The organism is Gardnerella sp. DNF00257, from assembly GCF_049262745.1.
In the GTDB taxonomy this organism is placed as follows: domain Bacteria; phylum Actinomycetota; class Actinomycetes; order Actinomycetales; family Bifidobacteriaceae; genus Bifidobacterium; species Bifidobacterium piotii.
The window spans coordinates 76,086-91,847 of sequence record NZ_CP058403.1 but is presented as its reverse complement, the minus strand read 5'-3'; the positions used below and the strand labels follow the sequence as shown (position 1 = coordinate 91,847).

Sequence of the window (15,762 nt, the reverse complement as noted above, 5' to 3'; positions counted from 1 at the left end):
GTCGTCGGCGCTGCCGATAATCTTGCTGCCTTCAAATTGACCCATACGCAATATTTTATCAAACAACACTCCATGCGCTCCATAGCGCTATTCCTCACGACTATTAAGCCGTGAGGAATAGCACGCTCTAAGCGCACAGACAGGTCATGTCGCTCGCGCGGATTAGCCGCGCTCACGTCTTCGCCGCGCGTAAAGTCCACTGGACTTTACGCTTAAGCGGCTCAGCGCTTTGAAGGAGCTTGAAATGCGTTATGCAATTTCAAGCTCAGTCAAAGCGCCGAGCGTCTACAGTGTCGAAGTTGTAATCAAACGTAAAATCACTTGACGTCACGTTTGAATCAGAATCACTAGCTGGCGCCTCGTCAAAGCTTGGCGAGAAGTCAAAATCAGAAGGAGTATAAGTATCCTCACTTGGCGTCACATCAAAGTTTGGCGTGAAGTCGAAGTCAGAAGGAGTATCCTCTGAAGGCGTTACGTCGAAACTTGGCGAGAAGTCGAAGTCAGACGGAGTATAAGTATCCTCAGACGGAGTCACATCAGGCGTTACGTCGAAGCTTGGCGTGAAATCGAAATCAGAAGGAGTATAAGTATCCTCAGACGGAGTCACATCAGGCGTTACGTCGAAGCTTGGCGTGAAATCGAAATCAGAAGGAGTATAAGTATCCTCAGACGGAGTCACATCAAAGCTTGGCGAGAAATCGAAATCAGAAGGAGTATAAGTATCCTCAGAAGGCGTCACATCAAAGCTCGGCGTAAAGTCAAAATCAGACGGAGTATCCTCAGAAGGCGTTACGTCAAACGAAGGAGTGAAATCAAAGTCAGAAGGCGTATAAGTATCCTCACTTGGCGTCACATCAAAGCTTGGCGAGAAGTCAAAATCAGAAGGCGTTACATCCGAAGGAGTCACGTCAGAAGGCGTCACGTCCGAAGGAACAGGCGCAGGCGCAGGCGTCACATCACTTGGCGTCTCCTCGCTTGGCGTCACATCATAAGGCTGCCCATTAATGTATGCATTAATAAGCTTTTGGTACTCGCCCAGCGTAAATGGCGCCTTATTGCCTTCCAAGTAGCTAGCTGGAACAGCTTCCCAAGATATAACAGTGCCGTACTCGTTGCTAATATTTCCGCTAGTAAGACCCATTGCCGTAAGCGTTGGATTAATGAAGTTTAGGTAGTGGCCAAACTCTCTATAATAGCCAGAATTTATTCCGCCAACAGACATACCCTTAGCTATAAAGTCATCATACTTGGCTTTTTCGTCAGTAATCCACATTTTCATTGCGCCAGTCATGGTATCCGTGGTGCTGCCGCCATCGTAGGTTCCGCTATCGTATGAACCCCAAGCCAAATTTTCAAACGTCTTATAGTGCATTGCGTGGTCAAAAATATTGGCAGAATAGAACGCGTCATTTATTGCGACTGCCGTCATGTAAAGACTTACGCCAAGAGGATTAAGCCCACGACTCTTGCGATACTCGTTAATCGCGCGCATATACGATATTGAATTGTTCAAGCGCGTAATGTAATCAGGGGATTCTTCGCCGCTATTAAGCTTTACTTTTGAATCGTACCAGTTTGGCTTTTCTGTAAAACCATGCAATATGGCAAAAGCTTTAGCTGCATCATCGCGCTGAGCACGCGTAAAGGATTCATTATCCATTACGCTTGCAAAAAGCCCGCTAGCAGTGCTTTTTGCGCTGGTGCTATCGTAACTGGTTACTGGGTGCGCGTAGCTAGATACTGTTACATCGCTAGCAAAAGCGGTGTTTGCAGTAGCTCCAAACATAGAAACCGCTGAACCAGCCAAAATTGCGGCTACGGTTGCAGCGGTGAATTTTTTAGAAAATGAACTGAAAGAGTTGTTAGAAAATGAATTGAAAGCCATTTTTTCGGCAGATTTTGGAGTTTGCTTTTTCATGGATTCTCTCTTTTACTATAGGGGTTTACTATAGGCCTTTACTACAGAGACAAATAACAAAAAAGCTTTCGGCTTTGAATGCCCCTAGTAGCAAACAAAACCGAAAGCAACACGCTCAACACCTAAAACACACTATCTAACGCTAAAACTCCAAGAAGAAAGAAAATTAATAGCAAATCAGAGTTTAAGCAATTAGTAAGCACGCAATTGGCATATCAGCAAGGCGCTTCCCTACAAAACCCCTTACCAACCGTTGAGCGCAAGTATAAACGCTCTTAAATTTCGAGCCGAGGGTATTTATCTAGCTGCGCAATTAGCAACGCGATTAATAATGCGATTAATAATTACTACTAAGCGCATAAATCGCAATGCTTAAACTACGCAGCTAGACAAATTTAGTTTTACACTTTTAGCTTAGTGACGAGCCTTGCGAACAGCAGCACCCATGCCAGCAAGCATGGTGGCAGCCAAAGCGGTCAAAGTTACGCCAACACCAGTACCAGTGTGGGTGTTACCGCGCTTGTCCTTGCCGTTCTTGTTCTCAACCTCAGCCTTAGAACCAGCAGCGGCAGCACCATTAGCAGCGCCAGCCTTACCTGGCTGAGCACCTGGGGCAGTGTGGCCAGCAGCGCCTGGTGTAACGTGGGCAACGCCTGGCTGGTAGTTAGCAGCAAGTGGCTCTAAGTCATCTGGCAAAGCATAGCCAGCAACCAAAGCAGCATTCTTATCCTTAGCAGCCTTGAATGCAGTCTTGTAAGCAGACCAAGCATTGTGAGCAGCGGTAAATGCCTTTCCAAGCTCGTCCTTAGCCTTGTTGTAAGCCTTAGTAGCGTCGTTTACTTCTTCAGTAGCGTCCTTAACAGCCTTACCAAGTCGAGCCAACTCAACCTTATCTGCTTTGGTATACTCGTCATGAGCAGTCTTGAAGCTTGCAAGAGCAGCATTTGCGCTATCAAGCTTGGCTTGAGCAGCCTTTACATCAGAGTATGCAGCATCGAACTTGGTGTAGGCCTTCTCGAGCTTGCCGTTAGCTTCGTCGAAATCAGCGCTGGTCTTTACCAAAGCAGCCTTAAGAGTGGACTCAGATGGGTCAGCTGGCTTGACTGGATCCTTGTAGTTGACAAGAGCGGTCTGAGCAGCCTTCAAGTTAGCATCAGCGGTCTTAACAGCCTCATCAGCCTTAGCAGCAGCATCAGCTGTAGTCTTAACGGCAGTCTGCTTATCCAAGAACTTCTGAAGAGTGTTTCCCTCTTCTGTTGTCAAAGCAACAGTGTCATCCTTAGCATATACATGGGTTGTTTGATCTTCCTTAGCGCCCTTTGGAGCACCAGCATTCTTAGCTGCAGTCCAAGCATCGGAAGCATCCTTAGCAGCCTTATCCTTAGCAGCCTTATCTGTGTTAGCTTTATCAAGAGCAGCCTGAGCCTTATTAACAGCATCCTGAGCCTTTTCAAGGCCAGACATTTCCTTTTCAGCTTCCTTCTTAGGAGCTTCAGTCTTATCAGCAGCGAATGCTGGGGTTGCCATTGCAAAGCCGGCAAGCAAAGTTGCGCCAGCGGCGAAAGCGGCGATAGCCTTCTTATTCATCATTTTATTTCCTTTCTTCTTCTCCACCACTCGCAAAGCGAACAACTCGCAATGCGGCGAGGAAAATATAAAACGCGCGTTCGCGCATTTTCACCAACGGTTATCCACCGTGTGATGTTGCTATTAACATACCCCCCCCCCGTTTGAAAAAGTCAAGCACCAGCCACACGTGCTAAACCGAAAAAAATGATGTTATACGCAAACTAATTCACAATTAGGCCACACTCGCCGTAAAATTTGTAGATAAATAACGCTCAAACCGTAAAAATGCGCATTTCAAGGTTTTTGAAGAATTTTCCCAGGTTTTTTTAAGGAAAGATTTCCGCGCGTGTCGTTCAACAATAGCGCAGTTAATTTTCCCGAGTTTGTACGTGATTTAGGTCAAAAATGGTACAAAAAGCGTCAACCGTTCGCGCGTTACAGCGCGCGAACGTCTTCGCCACACAGAAGCAATGCTTCTACCTTAAGCGGCTCAGCGCTCCGAATTACCTTCTCGCGCGCTTTGGAATGAAAAACCTATTTTTTTGTTGCTTCTTATCTATAAAATCTTATAAAATGACATTTATGCGCTGATGCATGCTAGTTTTGCTAGTTGTTATATGTTATGTGTCTTGTGTTTGATTTTGGGGAATAACCCTGATTGCTTGTGATTCATGGGGATTGTGTCAGAAGTGTAGTTTTTGTTGCATGGCGCTAGGTTTTACGTACATTTTTAGGAGGGTCTTATGGTAGAGCAGAATAAAAATTTAACGATTGCGGAATTTAAAAACGCGTCTATTGGAATGATAATAGATGCTAAAGCGATAAAAGAGAAAATCTACAACATTCGCAATCAGAAAGTCATGCTTGATTTTGAGCTTGCTGAAATCTATGGGTATACTACAGCGAGATTCAACGAGCAGGTAAAAAATAACATAGAAAAATTTGATAACGACTTTATGTTTCAGCTAACTGCTGATGAGTTCAAAAACTTGATGTCGAAAAATTCTACATCAAGTTGGGGCGGTCGCAGAAAGTTGCCTTATGCTTTTACGGAGCAAGGTATTTATATGCTCATGACTGTGCTAAGAGGCGAACTTGCCACAATGCAGTCGAAAGCTCTTATTAGAACCTTTAAGCAAATGAAGGATTATATTGTTGAAAATAAGGATTTTATTGGCGAGAATGAATTAGCTAAGCTTGCGATTCAAACAAGCCGGAATACTAAAGACATAGCGGAAATAAAATCTCAAATGGCAACGAAGGAAGATTTTAATAAGGTAATGGATAATTTTATTAATCCAAATACGTATAAACATTTTCTTCTTATGGACGGCAATAAAATAGAAGCGGATCTTGCATATTGCAAAATATATAAGTCGGCTAAGAAAAGCATTTATGTTGTAGATAATTATATTGGTCTTAAAACGTTGGAGCTATTGCGGTTTGCCAGTGAAGGGGTTGAAATTGTAGTTTTTAGTGATAATGCTAGGAACAAGAATATGCTTACGGAAAGTATGTTGCATGATTTTGTAAGCGATTATCCTAGTGTTGATTTGAAGTTTAAGACTGCTTGCAGAAAGTATCACGATAGATATGTGGCTATAGATTATGGAACAGACGATGAGGCTGTTTACCTTTGTGCGCTCCGACCTGCCTTTTCGCTTAAAGCGTAGCGCGAAAAGGTAATTCGGAGCGCTGAGCCGCTCAAAGCAGAAGCACTGCTTCTGCGCGGCGAAGACGTTCGCGCGCTTAGACCGCGCGAACGACACGACCTGCCTTTGCGCTTGTATCATGCGATGTTTGATGAGTTGTTAAAGAATCCCGAGTTGGAGTTCTAAGCGCGCGGGCAAGGCGCATGGCGCAATACAAAAAGCCCTCTCCGTGGTCCGCATGTAAAATACATTAAGCGTGGAGAGGTTCTGTTAATACGATTTTCCCATGGAATTTTTCAAGAGTCAATATAGACACGCCATATTTTAAGTACAAACACACTACGGTTTTGCGTGTTTATGCAGTGCGTTTGCGCGACGACCTGCTTGAGCGCTTAAAGCGTAGCGCGAAGGCAATTCGGAGCGCAGAATACAGAAAACCCCCGCGCACCCACCAGAGGCCACTTACCCTTGCTGCATTCCTGCCCTGGGGGGATTGGGTGACGTAGTGCCACGCGGAGGCTCTACCTATATTACACGATTCTGGATAAAAGTCGAGCGCAAGCCGAGCGCAAGTCGCAAGCAACCGAAGATGGAGCGCGCAACAAGATGCATCGCTAGACACAATCACAAGTCGCAAGTAACCGCACCGTTAGACACGCCGCTAGGCGCGCCACACGCTTTTACCGCTCTTCTTTGCATCCTCAACATCCGCATTAAGCTGCGACTCGTCTGCCTCAACATCTCCAGCAATATAGCGCTCAACAAGTTCGCGCGCCTCACTATCTTCGTGCTGAACAGCTGGCGACTTCATAAAGTAAGAGCTAGGAGCCAAAATAGGGCCCGAAAGCTTGCGATCCAGCGCAATCTTCGCCGCGCGCACAGCGTCTATAACAATGCCTGCAGAATTAGGCGAATCCCACACCTCAAGCTTGTACTCCAAGCTAAGCGGAACATCGCCAAAAGTGGTGCCCTCCAAGCGCACAAACGCAAACTTGCGGTCGTCAAGCCAAGCAACATAATCCGAAGGGCCAATGTGCACGTTGTGGTCATCCATATCGTGCGGAACAATCGAAGTAACCGCGCGCGTCTTAGAAATCTTCTTCGACTCAAGCCTAGAGCGCTGCAACATGTTCATAAAGTCCATGTTTCCGCCAACATTAAGCTGGTAAGTGCGGTCCAAACGCACTCCTCTATCTTCAAAAAGTCGCGCCATAACTCGGTGCGTAATCGTAGCTCCAACCTGGCTTTTAATATCGTCGCCAATAATCGGAACGCCTGCATCGCGGAATTTTTGCGCCCAAACTGGGTCGGAAGCAATAAAAACAGGAAGGCAATTTACAAACGCGCATCCAGCTTCCATAGCCGCCGTAGCATACGCCTTATCTGCCTGCTCGGAGCCAACTGGCAAGTAAGAAACAAGCACGTCTACGTGCAAATCGCGCAAAACCGCTGCAACATTTACAGGCTCTTCCTTAGACTCCTCAATCATTTGCTTGTAGTAGTCGCCCAAGCCATCGTAAGTAGGGCCGCGCTGCACTGTAACTCCAAGATTAGGCACGTCTGCAAAGCGAATCGTGTTGTTTTGAGAAGCATAAATCGCCTCGCTTAAGTCATGACCAACTTTTAAAGCGTCAACATCGAAAGCGGCTACAAACTCAATGTCTCGCACGCGATATTGCCCAAAAACAGCATGCATTAATCCTGGAATTTTATCGCCATCATTGGCATTCTTGTAGTATTCAACGCCCTGAACTAACGACGAAGCACAATTGCCAACACCGGCAATGGCAACGCGGATACTCATATAAACTCCTTAACAAAAATCATCGGCACAAAAACGCCGCACTAATACACTTTTATAATACTAGCTTTTACAAATATTACATACGATATTAAGTATGATTAAAATTCCGCGTTATGTATGATTTAGGTATGATGTTGCGTACGATTAAAATTCCTCGTTAAATATGATTAAAGTTCCTCGCCAAGCGCTAACTTGGATTATATGGTTGCAAATAGTTATAGACGAAATTCGCACTCTTCTAGCACAAGGCGCACCGTAAGAAGCGCGGGCGCTGGCGATGCTGCTGGCAACGGCGCAGGCAACAGAGCAGGCGCAAGAAACGGCGGAAGAAACAGCGGAAGAAACGGCGGAAGCGCAAGGCGACCATACAATCAACCATACAATCGCAGAAGCCACAGAAGAATCCAAAAAAACTTTAGAACAAAACACCCGATTCTATTTTGGGCACTAATCGTAGTTTTTACGCCAATAATCCTTGGAATTCTAACGGTTGCGTGGATGTACGTAACAACAGACATTCCACAGCCAGACAAAATCGCAATGGCGGATAAAACAAAGGTATACTACGCGGACGGAAAAACGGAAATCGGCAGCTTTGCAGAGCAAAATCGCGAAATCATAAACTGCTCTGTTCTAAAACCGTATGTTGGAAACGCAATAATCGCAAGCGAAAACAGGTCATTCTACAAAGACGGCGGAATCGATCTTAAGGGAATTGGGCGCGCAATAATCCACAACGTAACGTCTAAAGGCAGATGGGGCGGCTCTACGATTACGCAACAATACGCGGAACGCTACTATCTTGGTGAAACAAAAACGTATTTAGGAAAGCTGCACGAGGCCATTCTTGCGCTAAAAATCGCGCAAACACAAGACAAAAACACCGTTCTATGCAATTACATGAACACGATTTATCTGGGCCGCGGAGCGTACGGAATCCAGGCGGCAGCAAAAGCGTACTTTGGCGTGGAAGCGAAGGATCTTACGCTATCTCAAGCGGCAATGCTTGCTGGAATAATCCCTGCGCCAAGCAGCTGGGACCCTGCAATCATGCCTAGAGAGGCGAATATTCGATTCAAGCGCGTGCTAAGAATCATGCTTAAAGACAAGTACATTACAAGCGAAGAATACAAAAACGCTAAAATGCCGCAAACCATTAATCAAACCAAGCAAAACATGTACGCGGGGCCGCAAGGATACCTTTTGCAAATGGTTCGCAGCGAGCTTACAAGCGGCGGCGCGTTTACAAAAGAAGACCTAGACACAGGCGGATACCGCATTATTACAACAATCGACAAAGCTAAGCAAGATTTAATGTTTAACGTTGCAAGCCCGACTGCTGGCGCGCGCGGAATTACGCCGCAAGGAGTGCAAACGGGCGCAATGAGCGTAAATCCTAAAGATGGGTCGATTATATCTGTGTACGCGGGCGACGACTACCTTTCTAAGCCGCTAAATAACGCCACTCAAGCGCTTTACGAGCCTGGAAGTACCATGAAGCCGTTTGCGCTGATTGGCGCGATTCAGGCTGGAACAAACCTAAACACGCTGTTTAATGGAAATACTGGGCTAAAGTTTAAGGGAATCGACAAGCCAGTAAACAACTTTGCAAACACAAATTGGGGAATAATCAACCTTTATAAAGCAACAGCAAACTCTGTAAACACGCCATTTATGGCTTTGCAAGAAAAGCTAGGGCAAAAAGGCGTGGCAAATACGGCTGTTCTGGCTGGACTAAATGCGCAGCGCGTTAACGGCAAGAATCCGTTTACGGTTCTTGGAAACGACCCTGTGCATATTAGTGAGATTGCGCGCGCGTATTCCACGATTGCAAACCAGGGGCGCAGGCCAGATTTGCACATTGTTTCTAGCGTTAAGAACCCAGACGGTAAAGAGTTTTATAGGGCGCCAACCGTTGGAAAGCAGGTGTTTGCTGCGGCAGACATGGCGCTTGCTATTAAGGCCATGCAAGGCGTTGTGCAATACGGTACTTCGCCAGAAGTTAGGGGCGTTGGAAAGCCGATTGCTGGAAAGTCGGGAACCGCTAACGATGCTTCGGCGTGTAGTTTTGTTGGATTTACGCCGAGTGTTTTGACTGTGTTTGCTATTTGGCACCCAGATGCGCAAGGAAATCCTTTGCCTGTTCCAACTTTCCGAGGATACCCTGGTGGAATTGGGTATTCTGCGCATTTGTTTACAAGGTACATGCGTGCGGCGCTGGCTGGAACGGCTGCGGAAAAGTTCCCAGAAGCTAAAGATAACGGCAAAATTGGCGGTGAAGACGGCACTTGGGGGCTTGGCGGAAGCAAGCACGAATTTGCGGACGACGATAGCGAAGTTGCGAATAACGAAAATAAGGAAGATAGTTCGAGTAGCAAAGATAAGGATAAAGCTAAAGATAAAGATAAAGCAGATAGTGCAAGTGGCGAAAATGGCGCGAGTAGTGAAGATGGCGCGAATGGTTCTGGGGCGAATGGTAACAACGGCTCGGCCGGCAGTGGCACTACTGTAGGCGGCGGAAGCGCTGGCGATGGGTCTGGCGCAGCATCATCTTCTGGAAGCGGCGGAGCTAACCAAACGCAAAGTGGCGGCGGCGATTAATCCGTATTTTCCCGAGTTTGTTGTTCAACACACCGTTTAGAGCTACAAAATCCGTCACATCGTTCGCGCGGTCTAAGCGCGCGAACGTCTTCGCTTGCGTTGAAAGCACACTGTGCTTTCAACCTTAAGCAAGCTCAGCGCTCCGAATTGCCTTTTCGCGCTACGCTCTAAGCGAAAAGGCAGGTTGGCGCGCTACTGCGCAATGCGATCAATAATGTAGCGCTCAAGCGCTTGCGGCGTAAGGTCTTTGTAGCCGTCTAAGTCTGCAAACTGCGGCCCGCCGCTAACGTCTAAGTTAGAATACGCTCTTTGCGCAAGAGTGGTCGCCCCCGAAGCCGCTGCCGACTTTAGTCCTGCGAACGAATCCTCAATCGCAATGCAATACTTCATGTTTTGCGCGCTAATGCCAAGCAGCCTACCTGCAGCCAAATACGGCTCGGGGCTTGGCTTTGTAGCATACCCATCGTCTCCGCAAACAAAACCAGCAAACGCTCCTTTTGGCGCATGGTTCACAATGTTTTCAACAAGTCGCCTTGGCGAATTGCTCACTAAAATCGAAGGGATTTTTGCGTCGGCAAGCTTTTGCAAAAGATCTAGAACGTCTGGCACCCATGGAACTTCCACGCTTTCGCGCTCGGCAACATAGTCCACCATTGCGTTGCCAATTTCTTCAACGCCCATCTTTGTTCCGCGCGCAATCATAGCTTCGGCAACGTCTTTTAGAGAGCCGCCCGAGTATTGCCATGCAAGCTCTTCGCTCCACTCGCCGCCGTGTTTCTTTGCGATTTGGATTTCGGACTCGTGCCAATACGGCTCTGAGTCGATTAGCGTGCCGTCCATATCCCAAAAAACTGCTGCCAACTTGCGATTTGCCGCAGCTGCCATCTCAATTGCCGATTTTTCTGCAGCTAACTCTGTCAATGCATTTTCCTCGGTTGCGCTCGTTACCATTAATCCCCTTTATCCACTTATACACTTATTTTCTTATATTCTTATAATACTTATCCACTTATGCACTTATTTGCGCATATGATTTTGCGATTATCCACATATCCACCATCTATTTAAGCATTTGACTAGTATTTAGAAAAATCTAAACTAATGTTTATATAGGCACTTGTTAGCGTAATCGCTATAGACCAAACGCGCGCCACAAAACAATCGACCTATCGTCTTCTAAATCATTGCTCGCATAATCATTATATTGCGAATCGCCATTATTGTCTCTTGCATAAGACGACGTCAACTCGCGCTGAGGCACGCGAATATCTCGGCGCCAATCCTTTGCGCGCTGCGAGCGCTGAACCTCTACAATGTTTCCGTCTGCACTCGCCGCAAAAATGTTTCGCTCCGCACTCGCCGCCTCGTCAACTAAGCGCCTCACTTGCCTTTTAAGCTGGCGATTTTCTTCTTGAAGCTCCAAAATCCGCATAATCCCAGCAAGATTCACGCCGTTTTCTTGGCTCAGCTTTTGCGTTTGCACAAGCCTATCTATGTCTCTAAGCGAGTATCTTCTGGCTCCGCCTTCTGTGCGCTGCGGCATAATCAAACGCAATCTATCGTACTGCCTAAGCGTTTGCGGATGCGTGTCGGTTAGGTTGGCTACGTGACTCACGGTAAAAATCGGCATGTCGATTTTAAAGCCCACTTCGTCCGCGCCGTCAAGCGTTGCATTTCCGCGCACTAGCGCCACTGCACACATCTCATACAGCGCCCTAATTTGGCGATCCAACCTAGCCATTACTTTCCTTTCTACACGCAAACGCTATTCCCACGAGCAATTGCTACGACTACGAGCAATCGCATACGCAAACACAAACGCTAAGCGATTTGTTGCTATGCGCGCAAATCCTTCACTTCTTGCTCGTAATCTTCGCCACACGCCTTTTCAAACTCTTTTGCAGCATGTTTTACCGCCATTGTTGGCTTTTTTGGAACATGTATTTGCGCAATTCCAACAAACGCGCCATTTTTGCCTGGCACGCCTGCGCCTTCTACGCGTATTCTGCTGCCGCTCGAAGTTCCAGATGGCACCTTAAACACAATCGACTCGCCGTCTACGTTTTTAAGCGTGACTTTTGCTCCGTGCACAGCTTCGCTTAAAGTGAGCGGCAAAGTGGCCACTAAATCGCATCCTTCAATCGAGAATTGCTCCGACTTTTCCACTTGCACTTGCAAATACATGTCTCCAGAAGCGCCGCCAAACTTTCCTGGCTTACCTTTTGACTTTAGGCGTATTTTTTGCCCGTCTTTTACGCCTGCAGGAATGTGAGTTTTGAACGATTCTCCGCCCGATCGAAGCGAAACTGTAGCGCCTTTAAACGCCTGCTTAAACGTTAGTTTTATAGACGTTGTAATGTCTTCACCACGTTCAGGCACGTTTTGCGTAGCAGATTGAGCAGATTGAGCGTACTGCTCGTAATCTGCTCCGCCAAATCCTGCTTGCGACGCGCCCGCGCCGCCTGTAAACATGGAGAATATATTGCCCATATCTGGGCCCGCGCCGCTTGTGGAGAATCGCACTCGTGAGCCGCCGCCCATTGGCGATCCGCCAAACATCGACGAGAAAATGTCGCTGAATCCGCTTGCGTCGAATCCACCTGCGCCAGCGCCGCCAGCGAATCTTGCTCCGCCTGCACCGAATTGGCGAATCGCATCGTAGCGAGCGCGCATCTGCTTATCTTTCAAAACGTCATACGCTTCGGATACGTCTTTGAATTTTTCTTCTGCTTCTTTAGTTTTGTTTAAGTCTGGGTGATATTTTCTAGCGAGTTTTCTGTACGCTTTTGTGATTGTGTCTTCGTCGGCATCTTTAGAGACGCCGAGAACCTTGTAAAAATCTTTGGCTAGCCATTCATTCTCAGCCATTTAAGCTCCTTTTTCTTTGAGCCACTGGCATTTACTAAACAACTTATATCTATAGCTTATATCTATAGCTTGTATCTAAATAACCTACTCGCGCTAGCTGCTTAGAATCTAAACCGCCAACACGAGTAGGCATGGGACTTGCATAAGTAAACATTTGACGAAATGCGCGAGCTAAACAATCCAAACAAGCGCTGACATTAGCGATGTTTCACGCATTGTTTCACACTGTTTTACACTGCGCACACTACTACTCATTACTTGGAGACGCCACTACAACTCTTGCAGCGCGAATCACTCGATCTCCAATCCTGTAGCCCGATTCAACAACAACATCAACCGTTTCCTTCGTAGCATTCGCATCTGGCTTGTGTAGAATCGCATCGTGCTTAGTCGGGTCAAAGTCTTCGCCCTTTTCGCCAAACTTTTCTACGCCAAACTTTTCAAACGCCTTGTCTAATTTTGCGGCCACAGCCTTGAACGAATCGTCCATTGCGCCGTGTTCGCGAATCCTATCAATGTCGTCTAAAGCTGGCAATAAAGCCGTAAGCACGTCTGTTATTCCATGCTGCCTAAATCGATCTTGCTCTTTGGCTGCGCGGTTGCGGAAGTTAATGAACTCTGCTCGCTCGCGTTGCAACGCTTCCAAATAATCCGCCGCCTCTTTTTTGGCTTTGCCAAGAGGTGTTAAGGAATCGTCTTCGCTGCTTTGAGCGTCTACAGAATTGTCATTTTCTTGAGATTTGCGCGCGTTGGATTCATCTGCGGTTGCTTGCGACTTTTCCGTGTCGGCGGCTGCGCTAGCAGCAGCATCCGCGTTAGCAGCCGCATCCGCGTTAGCAGCAGCGTGCTTTGCTTCATGAGTTTCCTCATGCGCCGCAACACCATCTGCAGCGCTATCTGCCGCACACGAATCGCCAGCCGCCGACGGCACGTCTTCCAAACCGCTCAAGTAGTCGTTGGCGTTAAACTCGGACATTACTTGTTGTCCTTATCGTCCTTGTCGTCGTCCACCACTTCGGCGTCAACCACGTCGTCATCTTTAGAGGCACCTGCATTTGCATCAGATGCAGAACCAGCACCAGCGGCACCCTGCTGAGCGTAAAGCTGCTGACCAATCTTCTGCGCAGACGTCATAAGCTCGCTTTGCGCACTCTTAATCTTCTCAACGTCATCACCCTTCAAAGCTTCCTTCAAAGCATTCACCTTTTCGGTAACTTCCTTAGAGATTTCGTCGGAAAGCTTATCCTTATTGTCGTTAACAAGCTTTTCAGTCTGGTAAGCAAAGGATTCTGCCTGGTTGCGAGTATCCGCTTCTTCCTTGCGCTTCTTATCTTCCGCTTCGTGAGCTTCCGCCTCTTTAACCATGCGGTCAATCTCGTCCTTTGGCAAGCCAGAACCGCCCGTAATCGTCATGGACTGTTCCTTGCCTGTGCCCTTATCTTTAGCAGAAACGTGCACAATGCCGTTAGCATCAATGTCGAAAGTCACTTCGATTTGTGGAACGCCACGAGGAGCTGGAGCAATACCAGTCAACTCAAAAGTGCCGAGAGGCTTGTTATCGCGCGCAAACTCGCGTTCGCCCTGGTATACCTGAATCAACACGGATGGCTGATTGTCTTCTGCAGTAGAGAACACCTCAGATCGCTTAGTTGGGATTGCGGTATTACGCTCAATAAGCTTCGTCATAATTCCACCCTTGGTTTCAATGCCCAAAGAAAGTGGAGTTACGTCAATAAGCAGAACGTCTTTGCGGTCTCCCTTAATAACGCCCGACTGCACAGCTGCGCCAACAGCCACAACCTCATCTGGATTCACGGACTGGTTAGCTTCCTTACCGCCCGTAAGTTCCTTTACAAGCTCCTTGACGGCTGGCATACGAGTAGAACCACCAACAAGCACCACGTGATCAATCTGGCTTACGGAGATGCCAGCATCGGAAAGCACGTTGTTAAATGGCGTACGGCAGCGACCGAGCAAGTCGGAGGTCATCTCCTCAAAGTGAGCGCGAGTCAAAGTCTCATCCAAATGCACTGGAGTGCCGTCTGGAGTCATTGCCAAGTACTGCATAGAAATCGAGGTAGATGTTGAAGAGCTAAGCTCCTTCTTTGCCTGCTCAGCAGCCTCCTTCAAGCGCTGCAAAGCAATCTTATCCTTGCTCAAATCAACACCGTACTTGTTCTTAACTTCGCTAACAAGCCAGTCAATAATCTTCTGGTCCCAGTCATCGCCACCCAAGTGGTTATCTCCATTAGTGGCCTGTACCTGGATTGTAGAGAAGCCGTCGTCATCCTTACCAATCTCAAGAAGCGACACATCGAAAGTACCGCCACCCAAGTCGAACACCAAAATGCGCTCGTCTTCCTTGCCTTTTTCAAGGCCATAAGCCAATGCAGCAGCAGTTGGTTCGTTAATAATACGCAGCACGTTCAAGCCTGCAATCTTACCTGCATCCTTAGTTGCCTGACGCTGAGCATCGTTGAAGTATGCTGGGCATGTAATAACGGCATCGGTTACCGGCTCGCCAAGGTAGGCTTCTGCATCGCGCTTCAACTTCATTAAAACCTGAGCAGAAATCTCTTGCGGAGTCCACTTCTTGCCATCAATCTCAACGGACCAATCCGTACCCATATGGCGCTTTACGGAGCTAATCGTGCGGTCAACGTTTGTTACAGCCTGACGCTTAGCGACTTCGCCAACCAAGATTTCTCCCGACTTGCTGAAAGCCACCACGGACGGTGTTGTACGCGCACCTTCTGCGTTAACAATAACTGTTGGGCTGCCGCCTTCAAGCGTTGCAATGCAGGAGTTCGTTGTTCCTAAATCAATACCTACTGCGCGTCCCATAATATCTCCTAGCTATCTTATCTATGTACCTTTTAATCTATGTACTCAAATTCTTGGCAGCCAGCCTTGCGACTAGCCGCTTTTTCTTTTTACAAAACTTGAGTCTAACACACTCAAGTTATTAAAGTCAAGCATTTTTGCGCGCGTTTCGCAAAAACTTAATACTCCCCCACTCAACTTTGCGCAGCGAGCGCGCCTTCCTTACTTGGTGTTGCGCGTATTATTTTCCGCTTTTTGTACGTGATTTAGGTCAAATTTGGTACAAAACCCGTCAAATCGCTCGCGCGGATTAGCCGCGCTCACGTCTTCGCAGCGCAGAAGCAGTGCTTCTACCTTGAGCTGCTCAGCGCTCCAAATTGCCTTCTCGCGCTACGCTCTAAGCTCGAAGGCAGATTGGCGCGCCTGCGAGGAGAGAAATACTCAAACCTCGCGCAATACCAAATAGGAGATACCGCTCGCGCGTTACAGCGCGCTCACGTCTTCGCCGCACGTAAAGTCCACTGGAC

10 protein-coding genes and 1 other RNA gene are annotated in these 15,762 nt (G+C 47.5%); 2 read left to right on the top strand and 9 right to left on the bottom strand.

Annotated elements, in window-relative coordinates; genetic code table 11:
• Positions 1–265 precede the first annotated feature (265 nt).
• Both HXT23_RS00310 and HXT23_RS00305 read right to left on the bottom strand, forming a co-directional pair.
• A complete protein-coding gene (locus HXT23_RS00310; RefSeq protein ID WP_422112877.1) occupies positions 266–1,918 on the bottom strand; it encodes a CAP domain-containing protein in 1,653 nt (550 codons plus the stop codon).
• Between the two features lie 414 nt (positions 1,919–2,332).
• Positions 2,333–3,508, bottom strand: a complete 1,176-nt coding sequence (locus HXT23_RS00305; protein ID WP_422112876.1) for a hypothetical protein — start codon at positions 3,506–3,508, stop codon at positions 2,333–2,335.
• A gap of 722 nt (positions 3,509–4,230) precedes the next feature.
• Here HXT23_RS00305 and HXT23_RS00300 point away from each other — a divergent pair.
• A complete protein-coding gene (locus tag HXT23_RS00300; protein ID WP_422112875.1) occupies positions 4,231–5,160 on the top strand; it encodes an ORF6N domain-containing protein in 930 nt (309 codons plus the stop codon).
• A gap of 407 nt (positions 5,161–5,567) precedes the next feature.
• On the opposite strand, the gene ffs is transcribed toward HXT23_RS00300, so the two are convergent.
• Together ffs and HXT23_RS00290 are read right to left on the bottom strand one after the other, a co-directional pair.
• An RNA gene (gene ffs / locus HXT23_RS00295) (signal recognition particle sRNA small type) lies at positions 5,568–5,664 on the bottom strand.
• A 136-nt stretch (positions 5,665–5,800) separates the two neighbouring features.
• Positions 5,801–6,943: an inositol-3-phosphate synthase gene (locus tag HXT23_RS00290; RefSeq protein ID WP_422112874.1), complete on the bottom strand. Its 1,143-nt coding sequence runs from the start codon at positions 6,941–6,943 to the stop codon at positions 5,801–5,803.
• Positions 6,944–7,144: 201 nt separating this feature from the next.
• On the opposite strand from HXT23_RS00290, the gene HXT23_RS00285 reads away from it, so the two are divergent.
• The gene (locus HXT23_RS00285; protein ID WP_422112873.1) at positions 7,145–9,544 is read left to right on the top strand and encodes a transglycosylase domain-containing protein; all 2,400 of its coding nucleotides are present in this window, start codon (positions 7,145–7,147) and stop codon (positions 9,542–9,544) included.
• 192 nt (positions 9,545–9,736) lie between these two features.
• Here the strand turns inward: HXT23_RS00285 and HXT23_RS00280 are convergent, their stop codons facing one another.
• The 5 genes from HXT23_RS00280 to dnaK form a co-directional block, all read right to left on the bottom strand.
• Positions 9,737–10,429, bottom strand: a complete 693-nt coding sequence (locus tag HXT23_RS00280; RefSeq protein WP_422113060.1) for an HAD family hydrolase — start codon at positions 10,427–10,429, stop codon at positions 9,737–9,739.
• Positions 10,430–10,676: 247 nt separating this feature from the next.
• Positions 10,677–11,285 (bottom strand): heat shock protein transcriptional repressor HspR, encoded by a 609-nt coding sequence (locus tag HXT23_RS00275; RefSeq protein ID WP_016789920.1) that lies wholly within the window; start codon positions 11,283–11,285, stop codon positions 10,677–10,679.
• A gap of 95 nt (positions 11,286–11,380) precedes the next feature.
• Positions 11,381–12,412 (bottom strand): DnaJ C-terminal domain-containing protein, encoded by a 1,032-nt coding sequence (locus tag HXT23_RS00270; protein WP_422112872.1) that lies wholly within the window; start codon positions 12,410–12,412, stop codon positions 11,381–11,383.
• A 247-nt stretch (positions 12,413–12,659) separates the two neighbouring features.
• Positions 12,660–13,388, bottom strand: coding sequence for a nucleotide exchange factor GrpE (gene grpE / locus HXT23_RS00265; protein WP_422112871.1), 729 nt, complete (start codon positions 13,386–13,388; stop codon positions 12,660–12,662).
• A complete protein-coding gene (gene dnaK / locus HXT23_RS00260; RefSeq protein ID WP_422112870.1) occupies positions 13,388–15,256 on the bottom strand; it encodes a molecular chaperone DnaK in 1,869 nt (622 codons plus the stop codon). Before dnaK ends, grpE begins: the two co-directional genes overlap by 1 nt.
• Positions 15,257–15,762: the final 506 nt, after the last annotated feature.

What these genes read in the sequence shown, in the direction of transcription:
- HXT23_RS00275 (WP_016789920.1), bottom strand. Translation starts at nt 11,285, where the DNA reads ATGGCTAGGTTGGATCGCCAAATTAGGGCGCTGTATGAGATGTGTGCA.
- HXT23_RS00290 (WP_422112874.1), bottom strand. Translation starts at nt 6,943, where the DNA reads ATGAGTATCCGCGTTGCCATTGCCGGTGTTGGCAATTGTGCTTCGTCG.
- HXT23_RS00285 (WP_422112873.1), top strand. Translation starts at nt 7,145, where the DNA reads ATGGTTGCAAATAGTTATAGACGAAATTCGCACTCTTCTAGCACAAGG.
- HXT23_RS00310 (WP_422112877.1), bottom strand. Translation starts at nt 1,918, where the DNA reads ATGAAAAAGCAAACTCCAAAATCTGCCGAAAAAATGGCTTTCAATTCA.
- HXT23_RS00300 (WP_422112875.1), top strand. Translation starts at nt 4,231, where the DNA reads ATGGTAGAGCAGAATAAAAATTTAACGATTGCGGAATTTAAAAACGCG.
- HXT23_RS00305 (WP_422112876.1), bottom strand. Translation starts at nt 3,508, where the DNA reads ATGATGAATAAGAAGGCTATCGCCGCTTTCGCCGCTGGCGCAACTTTG.
- grpE (WP_422112871.1), bottom strand. Translation starts at nt 13,388, where the DNA reads ATGTCCGAGTTTAACGCCAACGACTACTTGAGCGGTTTGGAAGACGTG.
- HXT23_RS00280 (WP_422113060.1), bottom strand. Translation starts at nt 10,429, where the DNA reads ATGGCAGCTGCGGCAAATCGCAAGTTGGCAGCAGTTTTTTGGGATATG.
- HXT23_RS00270 (WP_422112872.1), bottom strand. Translation starts at nt 12,412, where the DNA reads ATGGCTGAGAATGAATGGCTAGCCAAAGATTTTTACAAGGTTCTCGGC.
- dnaK (WP_422112870.1), bottom strand. Translation starts at nt 15,256, where the DNA reads ATGGGACGCGCAGTAGGTATTGATTTAGGAACAACGAACTCCTGCATT.